This window comes from Pseudoalteromonas sp. XMcav1-K, assembly GCF_044005875.1.
In the GTDB taxonomy this organism is placed as follows: domain Bacteria; phylum Pseudomonadota; class Gammaproteobacteria; order Enterobacterales; family Alteromonadaceae; genus Pseudoalteromonas; species Pseudoalteromonas spongiae.
Genome location: NZ_JBIPJE010000032.1, coordinates 19,201 through 34,969 on the forward strand (window position 1 = coordinate 19,201; position 15,769 = coordinate 34,969).

Below are 15,769 nucleotides of genomic sequence, written 5' to 3' on the forward strand. Positions count from 1 at the left end.
CCTTTGTTTACTCCCCATATCAATAACAATTGAAATTAACAGATTAAACCTAAGGTTTATTTATGACTACGATAGTTTCTGTGCGCCGCGAAGGCAAAGTAGTGATTGGCGGTGATGGCCAAGTTTCACTGGGCAACACAGTAATGAAAGGCAATGCAAAAAAAGTGCGTCGTCTTTATAACGGCAAAGTACTTGCCGGATTTGCGGGCGGTACAGCCGACGCTTTTACACTATTTGAACGTTTTGAAACCAAACTCGAAATGCATCAGGGCCACTTAACCAAAGCGGCTGTTGAAATGGCTAAAGATTGGCGCACCGACCGCGCATTGAGAAAGCTCGAAGCGCTACTAGCCGTCGCAGATGAAACTGCATCACTTATTATCACAGGTAATGGCGATGTAGTGCAGCCTGAGCACGATCTCATCGCTATTGGCAGTGGCGGCAACTTCGCCCAAGCATCAGCAACTGCATTACTTGAAAACACCGATTTAAGTGCGCGCGAAATTGTAGAAAAAAGCCTAAAAATTGCAGGTGATATCTGCGTTTTCACTAATAACTTCCAAACCATTGAAGAGCTGGGGTAATTAAATATGTCTGCAATGACACCAAGAGAAATTGTACATGAGTTAGACCAGCACATCATTGGTCAAAACAAAGCTAAAAAAGCCGTTGCGATTGCCCTTCGTAACCGCTGGCGTCGTATGCAACTTGACGAAGCTCTGCGCAGTGAAGTTACGCCAAAGAACATTTTAATGATTGGCCCAACGGGTGTAGGTAAAACTGAAATAGCACGCCGTTTAGCAAAACTAGCTAATGCGCCATTTATTAAAGTTGAAGCAACGAAATTCACTGAAGTAGGTTACGTTGGTAAAGAAGTTGAAACCATCATTCGCGATCTTGCTGATATTGCAGTGAAGATGACACGTGAACAGCAAACCGAAAAGTACAAGTTCAGAGCAGAAGAAGCTGCAGAAGAGCGCATTTTAGATGCCTTATTGCCACCAGCAAAAGACGCATGGGGCCAAGCGCAAGAGTCTGAAAATAATACAACACGTCAAGCATTTCGCAAGAAATTACGTGAAGGTCAATTAGACGATAAAGAAATCGAAATTGATGTTTCTCAAGCACCTGTTGGCGTTGAAATTATGGCACCTCCAGGCATGGAAGAGATGACTAATCAGCTACAAAGCATGTTCCAAAACATGGGTGGCGATAAAAAGTCTAAGCGTAAACTAAAAATTAAGGACGCGTTTAAGCTACTTACGGAAGAAGAAGCTGCAACGCTAGTAAACCCTGAAGAGCTAAAAGAGCAAGCGATCAATGCCGTTGAGCAAAATGGTATTGTGTTTATTGATGAAATAGACAAAATCTGTAAGCGCGGTGAATCATCAGGTCCAGATGTAAGCCGTGAAGGTGTGCAGCGCGACTTACTGCCACTTGTTGAAGGTTCAACAGTAAATACTAAACACGGCATGGTTAAAACTGACCACATCCTCTTTATTGCATCAGGTGCGTTCCAAATGGCAAAACCGTCGGATCTAATTCCTGAACTACAAGGTCGTTTACCAATTCGCGTTGAACTAGAAGCGCTTACCTCATCTGATTTCGAACGAATTCTAACTGAACCTCACGCATCGCTTACAGAGCAATATCAAGCGTTAATGGGTACTGAAGGTGTTAACGTTGAGTTCCGTGACGACTCAATCACTAAGATTGCAGAAGCTGCATGGCAAGTAAATGAAAAAACCGAAAACATCGGTGCACGTCGATTACACACAGTTATGGAACGACTAATGGAAGAAATTTCATATGATGCGAGCGAAAAATCAGGTGAAAGCCTGATTGTAGATGCAGCCTACGTTGAGCGTTTCTTAGGTGAATTAGTTAAAGATGAAGATTTAAGTCGTTTTATCTTATAATTTGACTCGTCTTTTATAACAATAGAAAAGGCGCTTATTGGCGCCTTTTTATTTGGGTATTTTATGTTAGTTTCTAAATTACATTATCATCGTGTTTCAAACTTGCTTGATGTGCATTTTGACGGGCAAAGTCAGCATACTTTTACACCTGAGTTTTTGCGCGTTCATTCGCCTTCTGCAGAGGTGCAAGGCCATGGCAAAGCGATTTTAGTAACCAACAAAAAAGACGTTGCAATACAGGCGATAGAGCAAGTAGGTCATTATGCTGTACGTATTATCTTTAATGATGGCCATAATACCGGGCTTTACAGTTGGGACTATCTGTTTCACTTAGCTCAAAATCATGATTCGCTGTGGCAAACATACTTAGCCAACTTAAAACAAAGCAAAGCGTCTCGCGACGCCTTGATCCCAATAAAAATTACACATTAAATTTTTCAATTGCTCGGTGCAGTACTTCAGCCTGAGTTGACACTTCTTCACTGGTTTGCGCATTAGTTTGCGCATGTGTAGCCGCTTGCTCCGCAATATCACGAATTTTAATAACATTTTTATTCACTTCAGACGCCACCTGATTTTGCTCATCAATTGCCGTGGCTATTTGCGTACTCATATCCATAATGGTTTGTACATCTTCACTAATTGAATAGAGCAAGGTCCCCGCTTGTACCGCTTGCTCTGAACTTGAGCTCCCCTGAGTTTTACAGCGCTCCATTACACTTACAACCTCTTGCGTGCGCTGTTGTAATGTCGAAATAATACTTTCGATTTCTTGTGTTGAATCTTGTGTTCTTTGTGCCAGCGAGCGTACTTCATCAGCAACTACCGCAAAGCCGCGCCCTTGCTCACCCGCGCGCGCCGCCTCAATCGCCGCATTAAGTGCAAGTAAGTTAGTTTGTTCAGCGATACCACGAATAACATCAAGCACAGAGCCAATAGTTACCGCATCTTGCTCTAGTTGAGTTACTACATCAGATGCATGCGTAAGTGAGTTAGTAAGCTCTGAGATACGTGCTACTGTAGAATCAACTTCTTGTTTACCTTGCATTGCACTTTCATTGGTCGATTCTGCTTTTTTAGCTGCAGCCTCAGTATTGTGTGAAATATCTTGAATGGTTGCCTGCATCTCAGTCGCGGCAGTAGCCACCATATCCGCTTCATGTAACTGTTCTCGCATGCCATCACTGGTTTCAGCAGTGGTATTGGCAAGGTTTTCTGTTGCAGAGTTTAAAATACCAAGTGCTTGCTTAACTTCAAAAATTAAGTTCTTAAAGTCATTAATAAAGGAATCGAAATCGCCTGTCATACGCGCAATTTCATCTTGACCAGCGCTTTGTACACTGCGCGTTAAGTCATTGGTGCTACGTATTGTATGAATTATGTCGCAAACCTTATTTACAGGTAAAATAATCGACCGGCTGGTCATGTAAACTAAGGTCATTACAACCACTGTCGATAGTACAAAAATAATGATTGCTACTGTTGAAGTAAAATCGGCACTTTGCTCAATTGCCTCTTTTGTTTCAGCTGTCATTCGGTCAACCAAGACGTCGCTTTTCGCGACACTAGCAGCCATTTTCCCCAAAGCTCCTGACTCTAAGTCCAGGCCCAGTGCCTCCTGTGCTGATACCAATGCCGAGAATTCTCGTTGATAAGTGTCAAGCAATGTTAGTAATTCAGAGCGATAACTCGAATCGAAATCAGCCTGCTGAATATTACTTTTAAAAACGTTTATATTGTTGTTAAAGCGCGTTAAGTATTTCTTATCGAGACGCAACATAAAGTCTTTTTCATTGCGACGTAACTGCAGCATATCGGCAAGTAACTGATAGTTGTTTTGTTTTTTTAGCAAGGTCTCTACCTGATGAACTGCGGCTCTTAAATTACCGTAGGCTGCATCTTTCGGGTGCAAACCAATACGCCTCTGTAGTGCAACTACCTCGTTAAAATCGGCATTATATTGATCGATTATGCCGTTCAAACCAGCTAGCGTTTTGGTTGATATATCAAGTTCTTGCAGAAGCTCGTTTAAGTTACTTGATTTATTTTTCAGTAACTTAAACTCATTATCGAACAACTCTAACGAATCGACATTTTTATAAAATAGAAAATTCTTTTCATGTTTGCGTAAAACACCTTCATGAATAGCCAGTTCTTCTGTTAACTGAATCGCTGTATTCAGTTTAAGCATCACTGACGCTTCATAGAGAATCACTAGCAGCAATATAAACATTGCTGCACCCACAAAAAAAGCATTTAACTGTAGCCGAGCTTTAATTGTTAAGCGTTGTAGCAGCTCCATATAAACCTCTGTTTCATATAATTTTTAGAAAGCTTATAAAAGTATAGATGCTATATAAAATTGTGCTAAAAGTAGATTAGCTTGCAAACGTAGGAAGCTGAATGTTTTGCCATAAGTTATCTGACAAGGCTTTCACATCACTTGCACCCGCTGCTATCCAGTCGGTTAACGGGCTAGGATCGCTTGGAAAGTTAATCGCCTGTTTGTTGTTAACCGAGAGCCAATCATCCACTACATCGGCATTTAAGCAAGACATACTAGTAGCAAGCCCAGCATTAACTAAGGTAAATGCATTTGACGCTTGCTCAAATTGGCCATCGAGCGGTTTTAGCAGTAACTTTTTACCATAACGCAGCGCTTCACTTGATAACTCAAAACCCGCGTTACCTATCGTGCCAGAAGCAGAAACCAAATCATTTAAAAAACCAACTCGACACGGTGAGCGCAAATGAATGTGGTGATTAATGCTTTTATTACTTAACTGCGGGTGATAGCAATAAAATTCGTATTCAGGAAAATGCTGTAATAACGCAATGATCTTCTTAGGATCCTCAAAAGGTAAATAAACTAAGATCTTATTTTCAATAAAGTTGTCTTTTTGCCAGCTTTTAACTGGCTCGATAAATGGCGGAATAATATTTTGATGATACGGAAACCAGTGAACGCCCAAATAACAATTAGCAGGTGCAAACAACTTTAAACCCAAACGCGTTAACAAGGTCGCCCCTTGCGACGGTACTTTATTTGATAAAAAAGAGGCTTGGTGACTAATGCCTATGCAAGGTACTTTAGCAAGTTTCGCTGCCCACGCTGAGATGGGCTCAAAATCATTAATAACTAAGTCATAGCCCGATAAATCAAATTTTTTAACGTCGTGAATAAATTGACCAACGCGAATATTTTTAAGGGTTTTGAGCTTATTTACACAGCCGTTTTCGATGGCAAAAGTAAAACCTTCTCTTGTATGGTAGTCATTAAAGTCAGACATATCAAAATACTTATTTGCAGGTCGGCCGCTAAAAAAGTAATCCACTTTAATACTGCTTTTTGCGAATGACTTGGCCATTGCCCGAGCGCGTGTAATATGCCCATTACCAGTACCTTGAATGCCATATAAAATTTTCATAATGAAGCTCCGAAAATACCTACAAACGCAAATCCTGTACCCAATATAGCACCAACGATAATATCGCATGGATAGTGCACACCAAGCATTACGCGAGACAATGAAATGGCAACTGCCAACAACAATACGTAACTAAACTCAGGAAAATACCAAGTAATAACACAGGCAAACAGCCATGCAGCGGAGCTATGTCCTGATGGCAAACTAAAACGGTCACTTGGCACCACAAAACCTTCGACAATCGACTGGCTGGGCCTTTCACGCTTTAAGGTGTTTTTCAAAAAGAAGTAAACAGGTCGCTCTACTGAAAACCCTAAAACTAAAGCAAATAAAGCTAACTTGCTGGTTTCAGTATCAATCAAGTAGCATGCAGCCCCAACAAGTAAATACAAAAAGCCATCTCCCAATTTTGACACCGCTTTTATGACGTATAACCTGCGTTTAGACGCTTGGTGATTAAACAATTTAAAAAATGCTTTTCGGTCTAACTGTGAAATGGTTTGCATAGCAATTCTCGATTGCAAGGAGTTAGTTTGACTTTAGATTCGCTACGTAACAATCAGGTGACAGTTTCACGTAATTAAGATGGTAATTTGATGACCTATTTATGACAGCCAATAAAAGAGGTTATTTGTCGGAAGTTATATCCAGTTTAGTTCATGGCGAGCCATTTACAGAAACCTAAACATCAATAACTTAAAACACTGGCGACAACCCACAATAAAACCTAACGAACATAGCTAAATCATTTACAAAACCATACGAGATCAATTGTATTAATCATGCTGCAGGGTATACTGAGAAAACTATTTAAGCCCTTGGAGCTAATATGGAAATCAATACATCAGACCTGTGTGATCAGTTTGCTGATAGCATCGACGTACTAGAACCTTTGTTTGTTAATTTTGCTGGCGCAACTGCTTTCGCTGGTCAAATTACCACAATAAAATGTTTTGAGAACAATCAACTTATCCGAGAGACTTTGTCACAGGATGGTTCAGGCAAAGTACTGTTAATCGATGGAGGCGGCTCTACGCGCCGCGCATTAATTGATATTGAACTTGCTGAACTTGCACTTGATAACAACTGGGAAGGATTGGTTGTTTACGGCAGTGTTCGCCATGTTAGCGACCTTGAAGAACTTGATATTGGTATTCAAGCGGTGGCATCAATTCCAGTAGCGGCCGACAGCGAAGGTTATGGCGAGTTAGGTGCCCCGGTTAATTTTGCAGGTGTGTCTTTCTTTGAAGGAGATTACATCTATGCCGATAGCACGGGCATCATTCTTTCTGCTGAAGAGTTGTCGATTGATTTAGACGAAGATGAATAAGCTAAAGATATATACCGATCAAAGCATTGCTGATTTATGTCAAGCGCGCGCAGGTGAGCAGCGCGTTTGGCAAAGTATTTCGTTTATTAATCAGCAACAGTCAATTGAAAATGCACTCGCCGATGCATCTGCCTATGGTATTAAGTACGTTCTGGTTGGTATTCCGGAAGATATTGGTCCTCGCGCCAATTTAGGTAATGGTGGTGCCGAACTTGGCTGGCAGGCCTTCCTGAGCAAGTTTTTAAACTTGCAAGCAAACCAATTTATTGCCAGCAATAAAGTACTGTTACTGGGTGAAGTCGATTGTGCCGATATTATGAAACGCGGCAAAGGGCTAAGTAACAAAGTACCAGCCGAACTCGATACACTGCGCACACTGTGCGGTGAAATTGATGATATCGCTAGTCCAGTATTACAAATGATTTTTGATGCGGGATTAGAGCCAATCGTGATAGGTGGGGGACATAACAATTGCTACCCTATTATCAAGGCACTAAGTGAAAGTACGCAACAAGCCTGTTGCGCCATAAACTTAGACCCTCATGCTGACTTTAGAGCCACAGAAGGCAGACATAGTGGCAACGGCTTTAGTTATGCACATCAGCAAAACTACTTACGTGATTATCACGTAATTGCTATGCACGAGTTAAAGAACAATCAAGCCATCATTGACCGTATGCATGATGCTGGGTTTTCTTACGATTCTTATCAAGCAATTAAGGTAAGACAAGAGCTTAGCCTGAACGAAGCAAATAAAGCCGCACTTGCACGAATGCAAGGCTATCAATTACCTATGGGAATAGAGGTCGATGTTGATAGCATTTCTTATATGCCTGTCAGTGCCTTTACCAATTGTGGTTTAGCAGTGTATGAAGCTGAGCAATTTGTTTATCAATTAGCACTAAACCCATACACCCGCTACTTGCACCTTTGTGAGGCTGCACCAAGCGAGCATGCTAATGGTGTAAACCAGGGTATGAATGAGGCCGGACAAATCTTAGCAGCACTTGTTGCCAGCTATTTAAGTGGTCGCGAAGCTTAACTAGCTGGCAATACAGGTTTACAAATAAAATGAGCGCCTAATAAGGGCGCTCACCGTTGGCAAGACGTTTTTGCCACTGCTTTAACCATCCCAACAAGCCTACATTCGGTAATGGTCTTGAGAATAAATAACCTTGCGCCGCATGACACTTCATACTACTGATATAGGTATATTGAGTTTCAGATTCGATACCCTCACACACCACCTTAATACCTAAGCTATTACTCATATCAATAATGCCGCTTAACAGGCTACGCGTATTTACATTTTCAGTTAGCTCTTTAACGATTGAACCATCAACTTTGACATAATTTAACGCAAGACGAGGCAACCTAGATAATTGTAATGGCTCAATACCTAAATCGTCTAAACACACCGCAATGTTGTTTTCTTTAAGGCGTCGTAAAATAGATTCACCAAAATCAGGCAACCCCATAAACACATTCACCGGCGCTTCGATAATAATATCGCCTTCGGTTAACCTGTGCTCTACCAACACATCAGCTAGGTGATCAATAAACTCATCTTGCAGCAATTCTTTACCAAATAAATTAACGCTTATCGGTACATTAATTTCTTCAAGCTTAATTGCTAACGCCAATTCAGCCGCTTTCTCTGACACCCAACGTGCAATCGGTAAGGTTAATCCTGCGGCACTAATTTCATCAATAAAGTGTTTTGCCTCTAAAGTACCAAATTTTGTATGATGCCAACGCAACAGCAACTCGATAAACAAAATTTGGTTTGTTTCGATATCAACAACCGGATGGAAATAAAGCTGAAAATCTTTATCAAAATCAAGCACTGATAAATCAGATAGTAGCTGTCTACGTTTGTCTGCTCGCTCTGCAATCTCTTTTTGAAAGGTAATTAACCAATCTATTTCTGACGTAAACTCGATTGCTAAATGCGCTTGCGCAAGTAACTGCTGTGCTGTTAATTGTTTTTTGTCTTCAACAATTGCAGCTCGTAAAGAAAGCTCTGAATCGATATTGTCAACTTGCGTAGGTTTGTGCACTACGTCGTATATACGGTGAATTAAACGCTGATGAAGGTGCGCTTCAACACTGGTATCAACGGCAAAGGCAAAATCAACCCCACCTAAATAACAAAGCTGCACGTCTTCATTAAATAACGATAACGACAGTACATCACCAGTTTTTAATTCATCGTTAATTTTTTTGCCGAGCTTAGCAATTAATAAATCACCAAAATCATGGCCCACCATACGATTAATTTGACCCAATCCCTCAAGCTTAATTAAAACCAAAACACGGTTGAGTGATTGAACTTGCCAATTGTCATAGCCATTTAGAAATAAGCTGCGCTCAAGTAGCAACTGTTTGTCGTTATGCGCCTCATTGGTGTGCAATTGCGAAGACAAGGCAATTCTAAGGCGCTTTTCACGTCTAAAGTAGGTGTCAAGGTTGGCAAAAATATAGTGAAATACAACTGCAACAGGTGGCCAAGCGCCACTTAAGTAATCTGTAAAAAAAGCGACTGAAAAGCCAAGGAATAGCAATAAACTAACAACGTTTAGCCATAGCGCCATACGCTGTGCTTTTTTTTGCTGCGAAAAGTAGCATTCTGCTAGCAAAATCAAGGCGCAAATAATAATAGCAACAAGATTATGAGTTGAAAGAAATGCCAATGTTGCCACACCAAGCAAAATATCCAACACACGATTCACTGCATTGCCTGCTTGCAAAATCGCTAGCAACCAGCTCACAAGCAACATCCCAGCAACTAAACTAGGAAATGTAAACATGCTCGTTTCTGTTGCTGCAAACAGTGAAAACGAACTAAGCGTTAAACCACCCGCTGCTATTACTTTTTTCATACGCCTCTCACAGGAAATAGCTCCCTACTTTAATTGCTGACCATCTTTCCATAGTCCCTTCAAAGGGTTGACGCCATATTGATACGATAACTGCGCCGGAGAATCAATATCCCAGAGCACAAAATCAGCGTTTAGTCCTACTTTAATTACGCCTCGGTCCGTTAACCCCAGCGCGCGAGCTGCATTTACCGTAACGCCTGCAAGTGATTCCGCAGGAGTCAATCTAAATAATGTACATGCCATGTTAAGCATTAATTGTACCGAGCAAATGGGTGACGTACCAGGGTTGAAATCGGTAGCAATAGCCATAGCTACTTTATGTTTACGCAGCAGCTCAATAGGTGGTAATTGTGTCTCACGTAAAAAGTAAAAAGCACCTGGTAGCAGCACTGCTACGGTATTAGCCTGCGCCATTGCAACAACACCTGCTTCATCAAGAAACTCAATATGATCAGCCGATAACCCGTTATATTCAGCAACCAATTGAGCACCTTTCAAATTTGAAAGCTGTTCCGCATGAAGTTTTACAGGAAGATTATGCTTTTTCGCTGCATCAAATACACGGCGAGTTTGTTCGTTTGAAAAACCAACCCCCTCACAAAACGCATCTACAGCATCAGCTAAGTTAAGCTCAGCCACTTTTGGCATCATTTCATCACATACTAAGGTAATGTAATCATCAGCTTTGTCTTTATATTCTGGCGGTAATGCGTGCGCACCAAGAAACGTTTTTTGTACATCAATTGGGTGGTGTTGATTCAGTTGCTCTGCGACTTCGAGCATTTTAATTTCACTGTCTAGATCTAAACCGTAACCTGACTTAATTTCAACTGTAGTAACACCTTCGTTCAACAATGTATTTAAACGATCTTTTGCGCTAACAAATAGCGATTCATGATCAGCCTCTCGTGTCGCTTTTACGGTTGAGATAATACCGCCGCCTTGCGCTGCAATCTCCTCATAGCTTGCACCGTTTAAACGCATTTCAAATTCGTTAGCACGATTGCCAGCACATACAATATGAGTGTGGCAATCAATCAAGCTTGGCGTAATCCATTTACCATGACCATTTACTACAGGAGTTTGCAAGCTATCAAACTCAGGAAAATCCGCTGCATTACCACACCAAGCAATTTTGCCATTTTTAATACCCAAAGCAGCATTTAACACCGTGCCATAGGTATCGTCTATTGCGCTGTCCATGGTTGCAATATGAACATTGGTGATCACTAAATCAAAACTCTGCTTCGCTGCCGCATTTACATCATTGGCTGTCATAACTAACTCAAATTACATCTATTCTTAAAAATGAAAGTCTACCAAGAAGACTTGTATATACAATACAATTATGCCATCTTCATTGTATCTTTTATCAACTATAGCTTGATTACTCGTTAATGCTTAGGTAAAAGGCTTAAAACAATTGAATAATCAACAACACTGTTACTATGGCACAACCTAAATTCGCGCAAATAAAACAATACATCATTGGCAAGATAAAATCTGGCGAATGGGCTGAGAACAGTCGAGTTGCCTCAGAAAATGAACTCGCCGAACAATTTAGTGTAAGCCGCATGACAGCAAGGCGCGCACTTAGTGAGTTAACAGACGCTGGTATTCTAAGCCGCACACAAGGATTAGGTACTTTTGTCGCAAGTTTTAAATCACAATCTAACTTGCTGGAAATTCGTAACATTGCCGATGAAATCAAAGAGCGTGGCAGTGAGCATAAGTGTATTCCTGAAATTTTAGAATCAATGCCCGCAATTGCACCGATCGCAATTGCTTTAGGTGTTGAGCAAGACAGCCTAGTATACCGCTCGGTGCTTGTGCACCTTGAAAACGGCGCACCAATTCAAGTCGAAGAGCGTTTTGTAAACCCAGCATTTGCGCCAGGGTATCTGCAGCAAAACTTTGAACAAGTAACGCCGCACGAATACTTATGCGAAGTGGCGCCACTTACCGAAGCGCGCCATACCGTTGAAGCAATTATGCCAAGCCCACAAATAAGCCAATGGCTATCGCTATTTAATGAAGAACCTTGCTTACAAGTTATTCGTCGCACTTGGTCGTCAAATGGTGTTGTTAGCTTTACTCGCCTTATTTCACCGGGCAGTAAATATCGCCTTGGTGGGCATTTAACATTTAAACGCTAAGTAATGCTGCGTATTTGTTAGCAGTGCTTTAGGGCCTCAAACAAGTTATCGTATTTAAACTGAAAGCCCTGCTCTACAAGTAAATCACATGAGATAATACGCTCTTCTAAATTACTTTTTTCAAAGTTCACGCCGTCAACTGCGAGTAATTTAGTAGCCTCTGCGTAAAACGCCTGCTTGGTCGGATGGTGTGGTGTCACTAAATTAACAATCGACGAAGTAAGGTTATGCGTCGCAATAAATGATAACCCCGTTACTGCATCATCTTGATGCAACATATTTACTAACGCATTAGCACTTGATGATAATGTTTTGCCACTTAAAAAACGCCCTGGGTGACGCTTTTCACCGATAAGCCCACCTAAGCGCACAATAACATAATGTAAACCACTGTCAGCCACTTGTTGTTCATTTTCTAATAGTCGCGATTGCTTTTCAGCTGATGCTTCAAACGCACTTAGCTCTGTATAAGTTTGAGCTTTAGTTGGATAAACACCGGTTGTAGAGCAAAACACAAAGCGTTTAGCCTGTTGTGCTTTAGCCAATGCTAAACTCTCAGTTAAGTACTCGGAATATGCGCGCTGAGCCTCAATAGTGCGGCCAGGAGGCATACAGAAAAACCACACAGCATGCGGCATATCAACCTCACAAATACCTTGCTCAAGGTTAAATTGCGCCCAGTTTGGCTTACTTTTAGCTTGGCGACTTGTTCTAACAACCTGCCAACCATCGGCTTCAAGACTATTAGCCAAAGGCTGCCCTAACCAACCGGCCCCCACTACAACGCCATTATTTGAATTATTAATCATTACTAGATAGAGTCTAAGAACAAAATCCGATTATATAACAATAATTTTGCGTCTGCTTACGTGGTTTTGTATCGATAAAAATTCAACTGTTTAGCCCTCAGGAAGTATAAGAATGTTAAATAATTTATCCTTGAGAAAGAAAATCCTATTACTAATTGGCGGTACGATTACTGTGCTGCTTATACTCTCAGCCTTTTATTTTGTTAGCCATATTTCAAACCTGTCACGCGCCTCCGTCGAGTCTGAGGCGAAAAGCTATTTAAAAACCGAAAAACTTAATATTGAAGGCTTTTTTTCGCAATATGGCCGCGTTGTAGAAACCTTTGTTACTAATCCACATTTAGTCGAATGGTTCGCAAATTGGACCGAGCGAGGTGCTGATTATCAAAGCTCGCAAGGATACAACACCATCAACCAAGACTTCATCAGGATTAGTGGTTCTGATAGTAATATTCTTTCCGCCTTTTTTGCCTCAGCGAATACTGGCGCTTACTTCAAAGAAAATGAGCGTACAACACAATACAATGGCGCAGAGTACTTTGCCTATAAACGCGGTTGGTGGCAAGACGCACTAAAGCATGATGGTTTATATGTTGGCCCTCTCGCAATTGATTTAACTACAGGTAACGTATCAGCCGTAGTGCAACAAACTGTTTATGACAGTAATCGAAAGCTAATTGGCGTAGGTGGAGTAGATCTAAAACTTAACAACATTGCAGAAATGATTGAACAAATACAATTTAACAATGTTGGCTATGGCTTTTTACTCGACCATGAACAGAAAGTCGTACACTTATCAAATCGCACTAAACACACCCTATCGGTGATTGAAGATGAGTCTCGTGGCATTTCAAAAGACGACTTATCAGCTCTTGAGTCACAAATGCCAAACACTACTGGTTTTACCGCACTCAACAGTCAAATGAAACAGCAAAAATCAGGGCATAGCCAAGTAACACTCAATGGTGAAACTTACTTTGTTGTATATCAACGATTAGAGCTAAGTAAACCAAGCTTGAATTGGTATTTAGGTTTGCTTGTGCCTGAAAGTTATATTAATACACCTGTAAAAGAAGCCGCATGGGCTACCACATCAAGCGTAATTATTATTCTGGCTATTATTATGGCGATGATCTTTTTCGCTACACAAATGATTGTTAAACCAATTTCAGCACTAACAGAAACCATGCAAGATATCGCTTCAGGCGAAGGGGACCTAACCAAACGCATTAGCGTTGATAGCCAAGATGAAGTTGGTCAATTAGCGCAGCATGTAAATACCTTTATCGACAAGCTACGAACATTACTCATTAATACACGCGATCAATCAATTCAACTTGATAGTGCTTCAGCGGAATTAAGCCGAGTATCTGAAGAAACTCACCAAGAAATCCTGCAAGAAAAAGACGAAGTAGATAATGTCAGCACCGCGGTAACTGAAATGGCTGCAACCGTGTTAGAAATATCACGCAATGCACAGCAAGCCAACGAAGGCACCGATTCAGTAAACCAGTTAACGAGCAAAGGTGTGACCCTCTCAAATACCGCACAACATGAAATGCAGTCACTCTCAGAGCATATTCAGAATGCCGCTGAAGTTGTGTCAGGGCTGGAGCAAGAATCGAATAATATTGGCAGCGTAGTTGATGTAATTAATAGCATCGCAGAACAAACTAACCTGCTCGCTCTTAACGCCGCCATAGAAGCAGCCAGAGCGGGTGAACAAGGTAGAGGCTTTGCGGTAGTAGCAGATGAAGTAAGAACGCTTGCTAGTCGTACCCAAGAGTCAACAGATGACATTCGTAATATGATCACTCGCTTACAGCAAATCGCAGTGCAAGCAACGCAAATGATGGAACAAGGAAAAGAGCAAGTATCACGTTCAAGTGACAAAACTCAACAAGTGCTACAAGCCTTTACCGATATTTCAACATCGGTGAGTTTAGTTCAAGATCAAAACCATCAAATTGCAACTGCAACAGAAGAGCAAACTGTCGTCGCTGAAGATATTAATAATAACTTAAGCTCAATTAACTCGTTAGTTAACAATACATCACAGCATGCTAATGAGTTAGCAAGAGAAGCACAGATATTACGGAACCTTGCTGGCAATTTAAATAAAACAGTAAACGAATTTAAATTATAAAAAGCGTGGCGGAGCGCGTTACGCGCTTCGTCATTTAGTCCAATTTACCAAGATACTTTTCCACAACCTTACGGTAACCGTCATCAAGCAAAAATATTGCTAACTCTCGATTAAACTCATCGCGCAGTGACTTATCCGAAAACCCAGCACTCGCATTTACCGATGGGATCAACGCATGCTCTTCAAATAAAGAAAGATCTCTCTGTTTATCAACAAAGCGATAAAAGTAATAGAAAATATACTTATCTAGCACGGCATAGTCATAACGCCCCTTTTTAATTAACTCGGGGATCACCTTCATGCTCGGTGATTCAAAATAGTTATTTTGCTTACTAAGCAATTCAAACTCTTTACCGAAATAACCAGGTGCACCTTGAAAAGTAATAATCGAATGACCTTTCAAATCACTCAAATACTGCGGTGTTAGTTTATTATTTTTTAATGAAAATACCGTAGGCGCGTACTTAACAATCGGATGAGAAACGTAAAACCCTTCTTCATCACTTGTCGCAAAAATAGGCGCCATCGCTACGTACGCACCAGATTTAACTAACGACTCTGCACGCCCTAATGGCACAAAATGAAACTTCACATCGTAACCAAGACGCGTTAAAACCGCTTTTACAACATCTAGGTCAATCCCACTATTTTGAGCGTCATTAATAGTATGCGGAGGCCCTTCACTGCTTAACACAACAATTTGCTGTGCAGTTAATGTAAATGAACAAACTAACAAAAGGAGTGATAGAGCTTTTAGCATACAGAATTATAAATAAATTATTATGTTAGGTTAGATGTTTAAGTATGAAGTGAAATCTTAAAAACGCAAAAAGCCCACTCATTGAGCGGGCTTTTCACTTAATTAGAAGCTTTGCGATGTTCAAGTGCCCACAGCGGTGGAGAGGCACAGGGGCGTTCGCCCTATCTTTTCTGGAGTTCAAATGCAAAAAAGCCTCAACATAATGTTGAGGCTTTCTTTAATTAGGAGCTTGGCGATGTTCTACTTTCACATGGGCGAACCCACACTATCATCGACGCTGTTTCGTTTCACTTCTGAGTTCGGCATGGGGTCAGGTGGTTCCAAAACGCTATAGTCACC

14 protein-coding genes and 1 rRNA gene are annotated in these 15,769 nt (G+C 41.0%); 7 read left to right on the forward strand and 8 right to left on the reverse strand.

All coding sequences use genetic code 11. The features are described 5' to 3' along the window. Window positions 1-62 precede the first annotated feature (62 nt). From hslV to ACHSBP_RS05115, 3 genes are all read left to right on the forward strand, one after another. Window positions 63-584, forward strand: a complete 522-nt coding sequence (gene hslV / locus ACHSBP_RS05105; protein ID WP_010562151.1) for an ATP-dependent protease subunit HslV — start codon at window positions 63-65, stop codon at window positions 582-584. 6 nt (window positions 585-590) lie between these two features. Then, the gene (gene hslU, locus ACHSBP_RS05110) at window positions 591-1,919 is read left to right on the forward strand and encodes an HslU--HslV peptidase ATPase subunit (protein ID WP_010562152.1); all 1,329 of its coding nucleotides are present in this window, start codon (window positions 591-593) and stop codon (window positions 1,917-1,919) included. Between the two features lie 63 nt (window positions 1,920-1,982). Further along, entirely contained in the window at window positions 1,983-2,351 is a 369-nt protein-coding gene (locus ACHSBP_RS05115; RefSeq protein ID WP_010562153.1) for a gamma-butyrobetaine hydroxylase-like domain-containing protein, read from the forward strand. Here ACHSBP_RS05115 and ACHSBP_RS05120 read toward each other — a convergent pair. From ACHSBP_RS05120 to ACHSBP_RS05130, 3 genes are all read right to left on the reverse strand, one after another. Continuing rightward, window positions 2,341-4,221 (reverse strand): methyl-accepting chemotaxis protein, encoded by a 1,881-nt coding sequence (locus ACHSBP_RS05120; protein WP_010562154.1) that lies wholly within the window; start codon window positions 4,219-4,221, stop codon window positions 2,341-2,343. The genes ACHSBP_RS05115 and ACHSBP_RS05120 overlap by 11 nt on opposite strands. A 76-nt stretch (window positions 4,222-4,297) precedes the next feature. Beyond that, window positions 4,298-5,347, reverse strand: a complete 1,050-nt coding sequence (locus ACHSBP_RS05125; protein ID WP_395388267.1) for an MJ1255/VC2487 family glycosyltransferase — start codon at window positions 5,345-5,347, stop codon at window positions 4,298-4,300. After that, window positions 5,344-5,853, reverse strand: a complete 510-nt coding sequence (locus tag ACHSBP_RS05130) for a phosphatase PAP2 family protein (RefSeq protein WP_105170314.1) — start codon at window positions 5,851-5,853, stop codon at window positions 5,344-5,346. Before ACHSBP_RS05130 ends, ACHSBP_RS05125 begins: the two co-directional genes overlap by 4 nt. Before the next feature lie 323 nt (window positions 5,854-6,176). Between ACHSBP_RS05130 and rraA the strand changes: the two genes are divergently transcribed. Both rraA and ACHSBP_RS05140 read left to right on the forward strand, forming a co-directional pair. Then, on the forward strand, window positions 6,177-6,677 hold the full coding sequence (rraA, locus tag ACHSBP_RS05135) for a ribonuclease E activity regulator RraA (protein ID WP_010562157.1): 501 nt from the start codon (window positions 6,177-6,179) through the stop codon (window positions 6,675-6,677). Beyond that, entirely contained in the window at window positions 6,670-7,719 is a 1,050-nt protein-coding gene (locus ACHSBP_RS05140) for a formimidoylglutamase (RefSeq protein WP_395388268.1), read from the forward strand. The genes rraA and ACHSBP_RS05140 overlap by 8 nt, the downstream gene beginning before the upstream one ends. A 37-nt stretch (window positions 7,720-7,756) precedes the next feature. On the opposite strand, the gene ACHSBP_RS05145 is transcribed toward ACHSBP_RS05140, so the two are convergent. After that, complete coding sequence (locus ACHSBP_RS05145) at window positions 7,757-9,559, reverse strand: EAL domain-containing protein (RefSeq protein WP_395388269.1); 1,803 nt, start codon at window positions 9,557-9,559, stop codon at window positions 7,757-7,759. Window positions 9,560-9,583: 24 nt separating this feature from the next. Beyond that, a complete protein-coding gene (hutI, locus tag ACHSBP_RS05150; protein ID WP_395388270.1) occupies window positions 9,584-10,837 on the reverse strand; it encodes an imidazolonepropionase in 1,254 nt (417 codons plus the stop codon). Window positions 10,838-11,007: 170 nt separating this feature from the next. Between hutI and hutC the strand changes: the two genes are divergently transcribed. After that, window positions 11,008-11,715, forward strand: a complete 708-nt coding sequence (gene hutC / locus ACHSBP_RS05155; protein ID WP_395388271.1) for a histidine utilization repressor — start codon at window positions 11,008-11,010, stop codon at window positions 11,713-11,715. A gap of 17 nt (window positions 11,716-11,732) precedes the next feature. Here the strand turns inward: hutC and ACHSBP_RS05160 are convergent, their stop codons facing one another. Next, window positions 11,733-12,524 (reverse strand): NAD-dependent epimerase/dehydratase family protein, encoded by a 792-nt coding sequence (locus ACHSBP_RS05160; protein ID WP_395388272.1) that lies wholly within the window; start codon window positions 12,522-12,524, stop codon window positions 11,733-11,735. 112 nt (window positions 12,525-12,636) lie between these two features. On the opposite strand from ACHSBP_RS05160, the gene ACHSBP_RS05165 reads away from it, so the two are divergent. Continuing rightward, entirely contained in the window at window positions 12,637-14,670 is a 2,034-nt protein-coding gene (locus tag ACHSBP_RS05165) for a methyl-accepting chemotaxis protein (RefSeq protein ID WP_395388273.1), read from the forward strand. Between the two features lie 34 nt (window positions 14,671-14,704). Here ACHSBP_RS05165 and ACHSBP_RS05170 read toward each other — a convergent pair whose 3' ends face one another. Both ACHSBP_RS05170 and rrf read right to left on the reverse strand, forming a co-directional pair. Beyond that, complete coding sequence (locus ACHSBP_RS05170) at window positions 14,705-15,364, reverse strand: substrate-binding periplasmic protein (RefSeq protein ID WP_395388274.1); 660 nt, start codon at window positions 15,362-15,364, stop codon at window positions 14,705-14,707. 293 nt (window positions 15,365-15,657) lie between these two features. Continuing rightward, a 5S ribosomal RNA gene (gene rrf / locus ACHSBP_RS05175) occupies window positions 15,658-15,769 on the reverse strand; the annotation flags it as partial.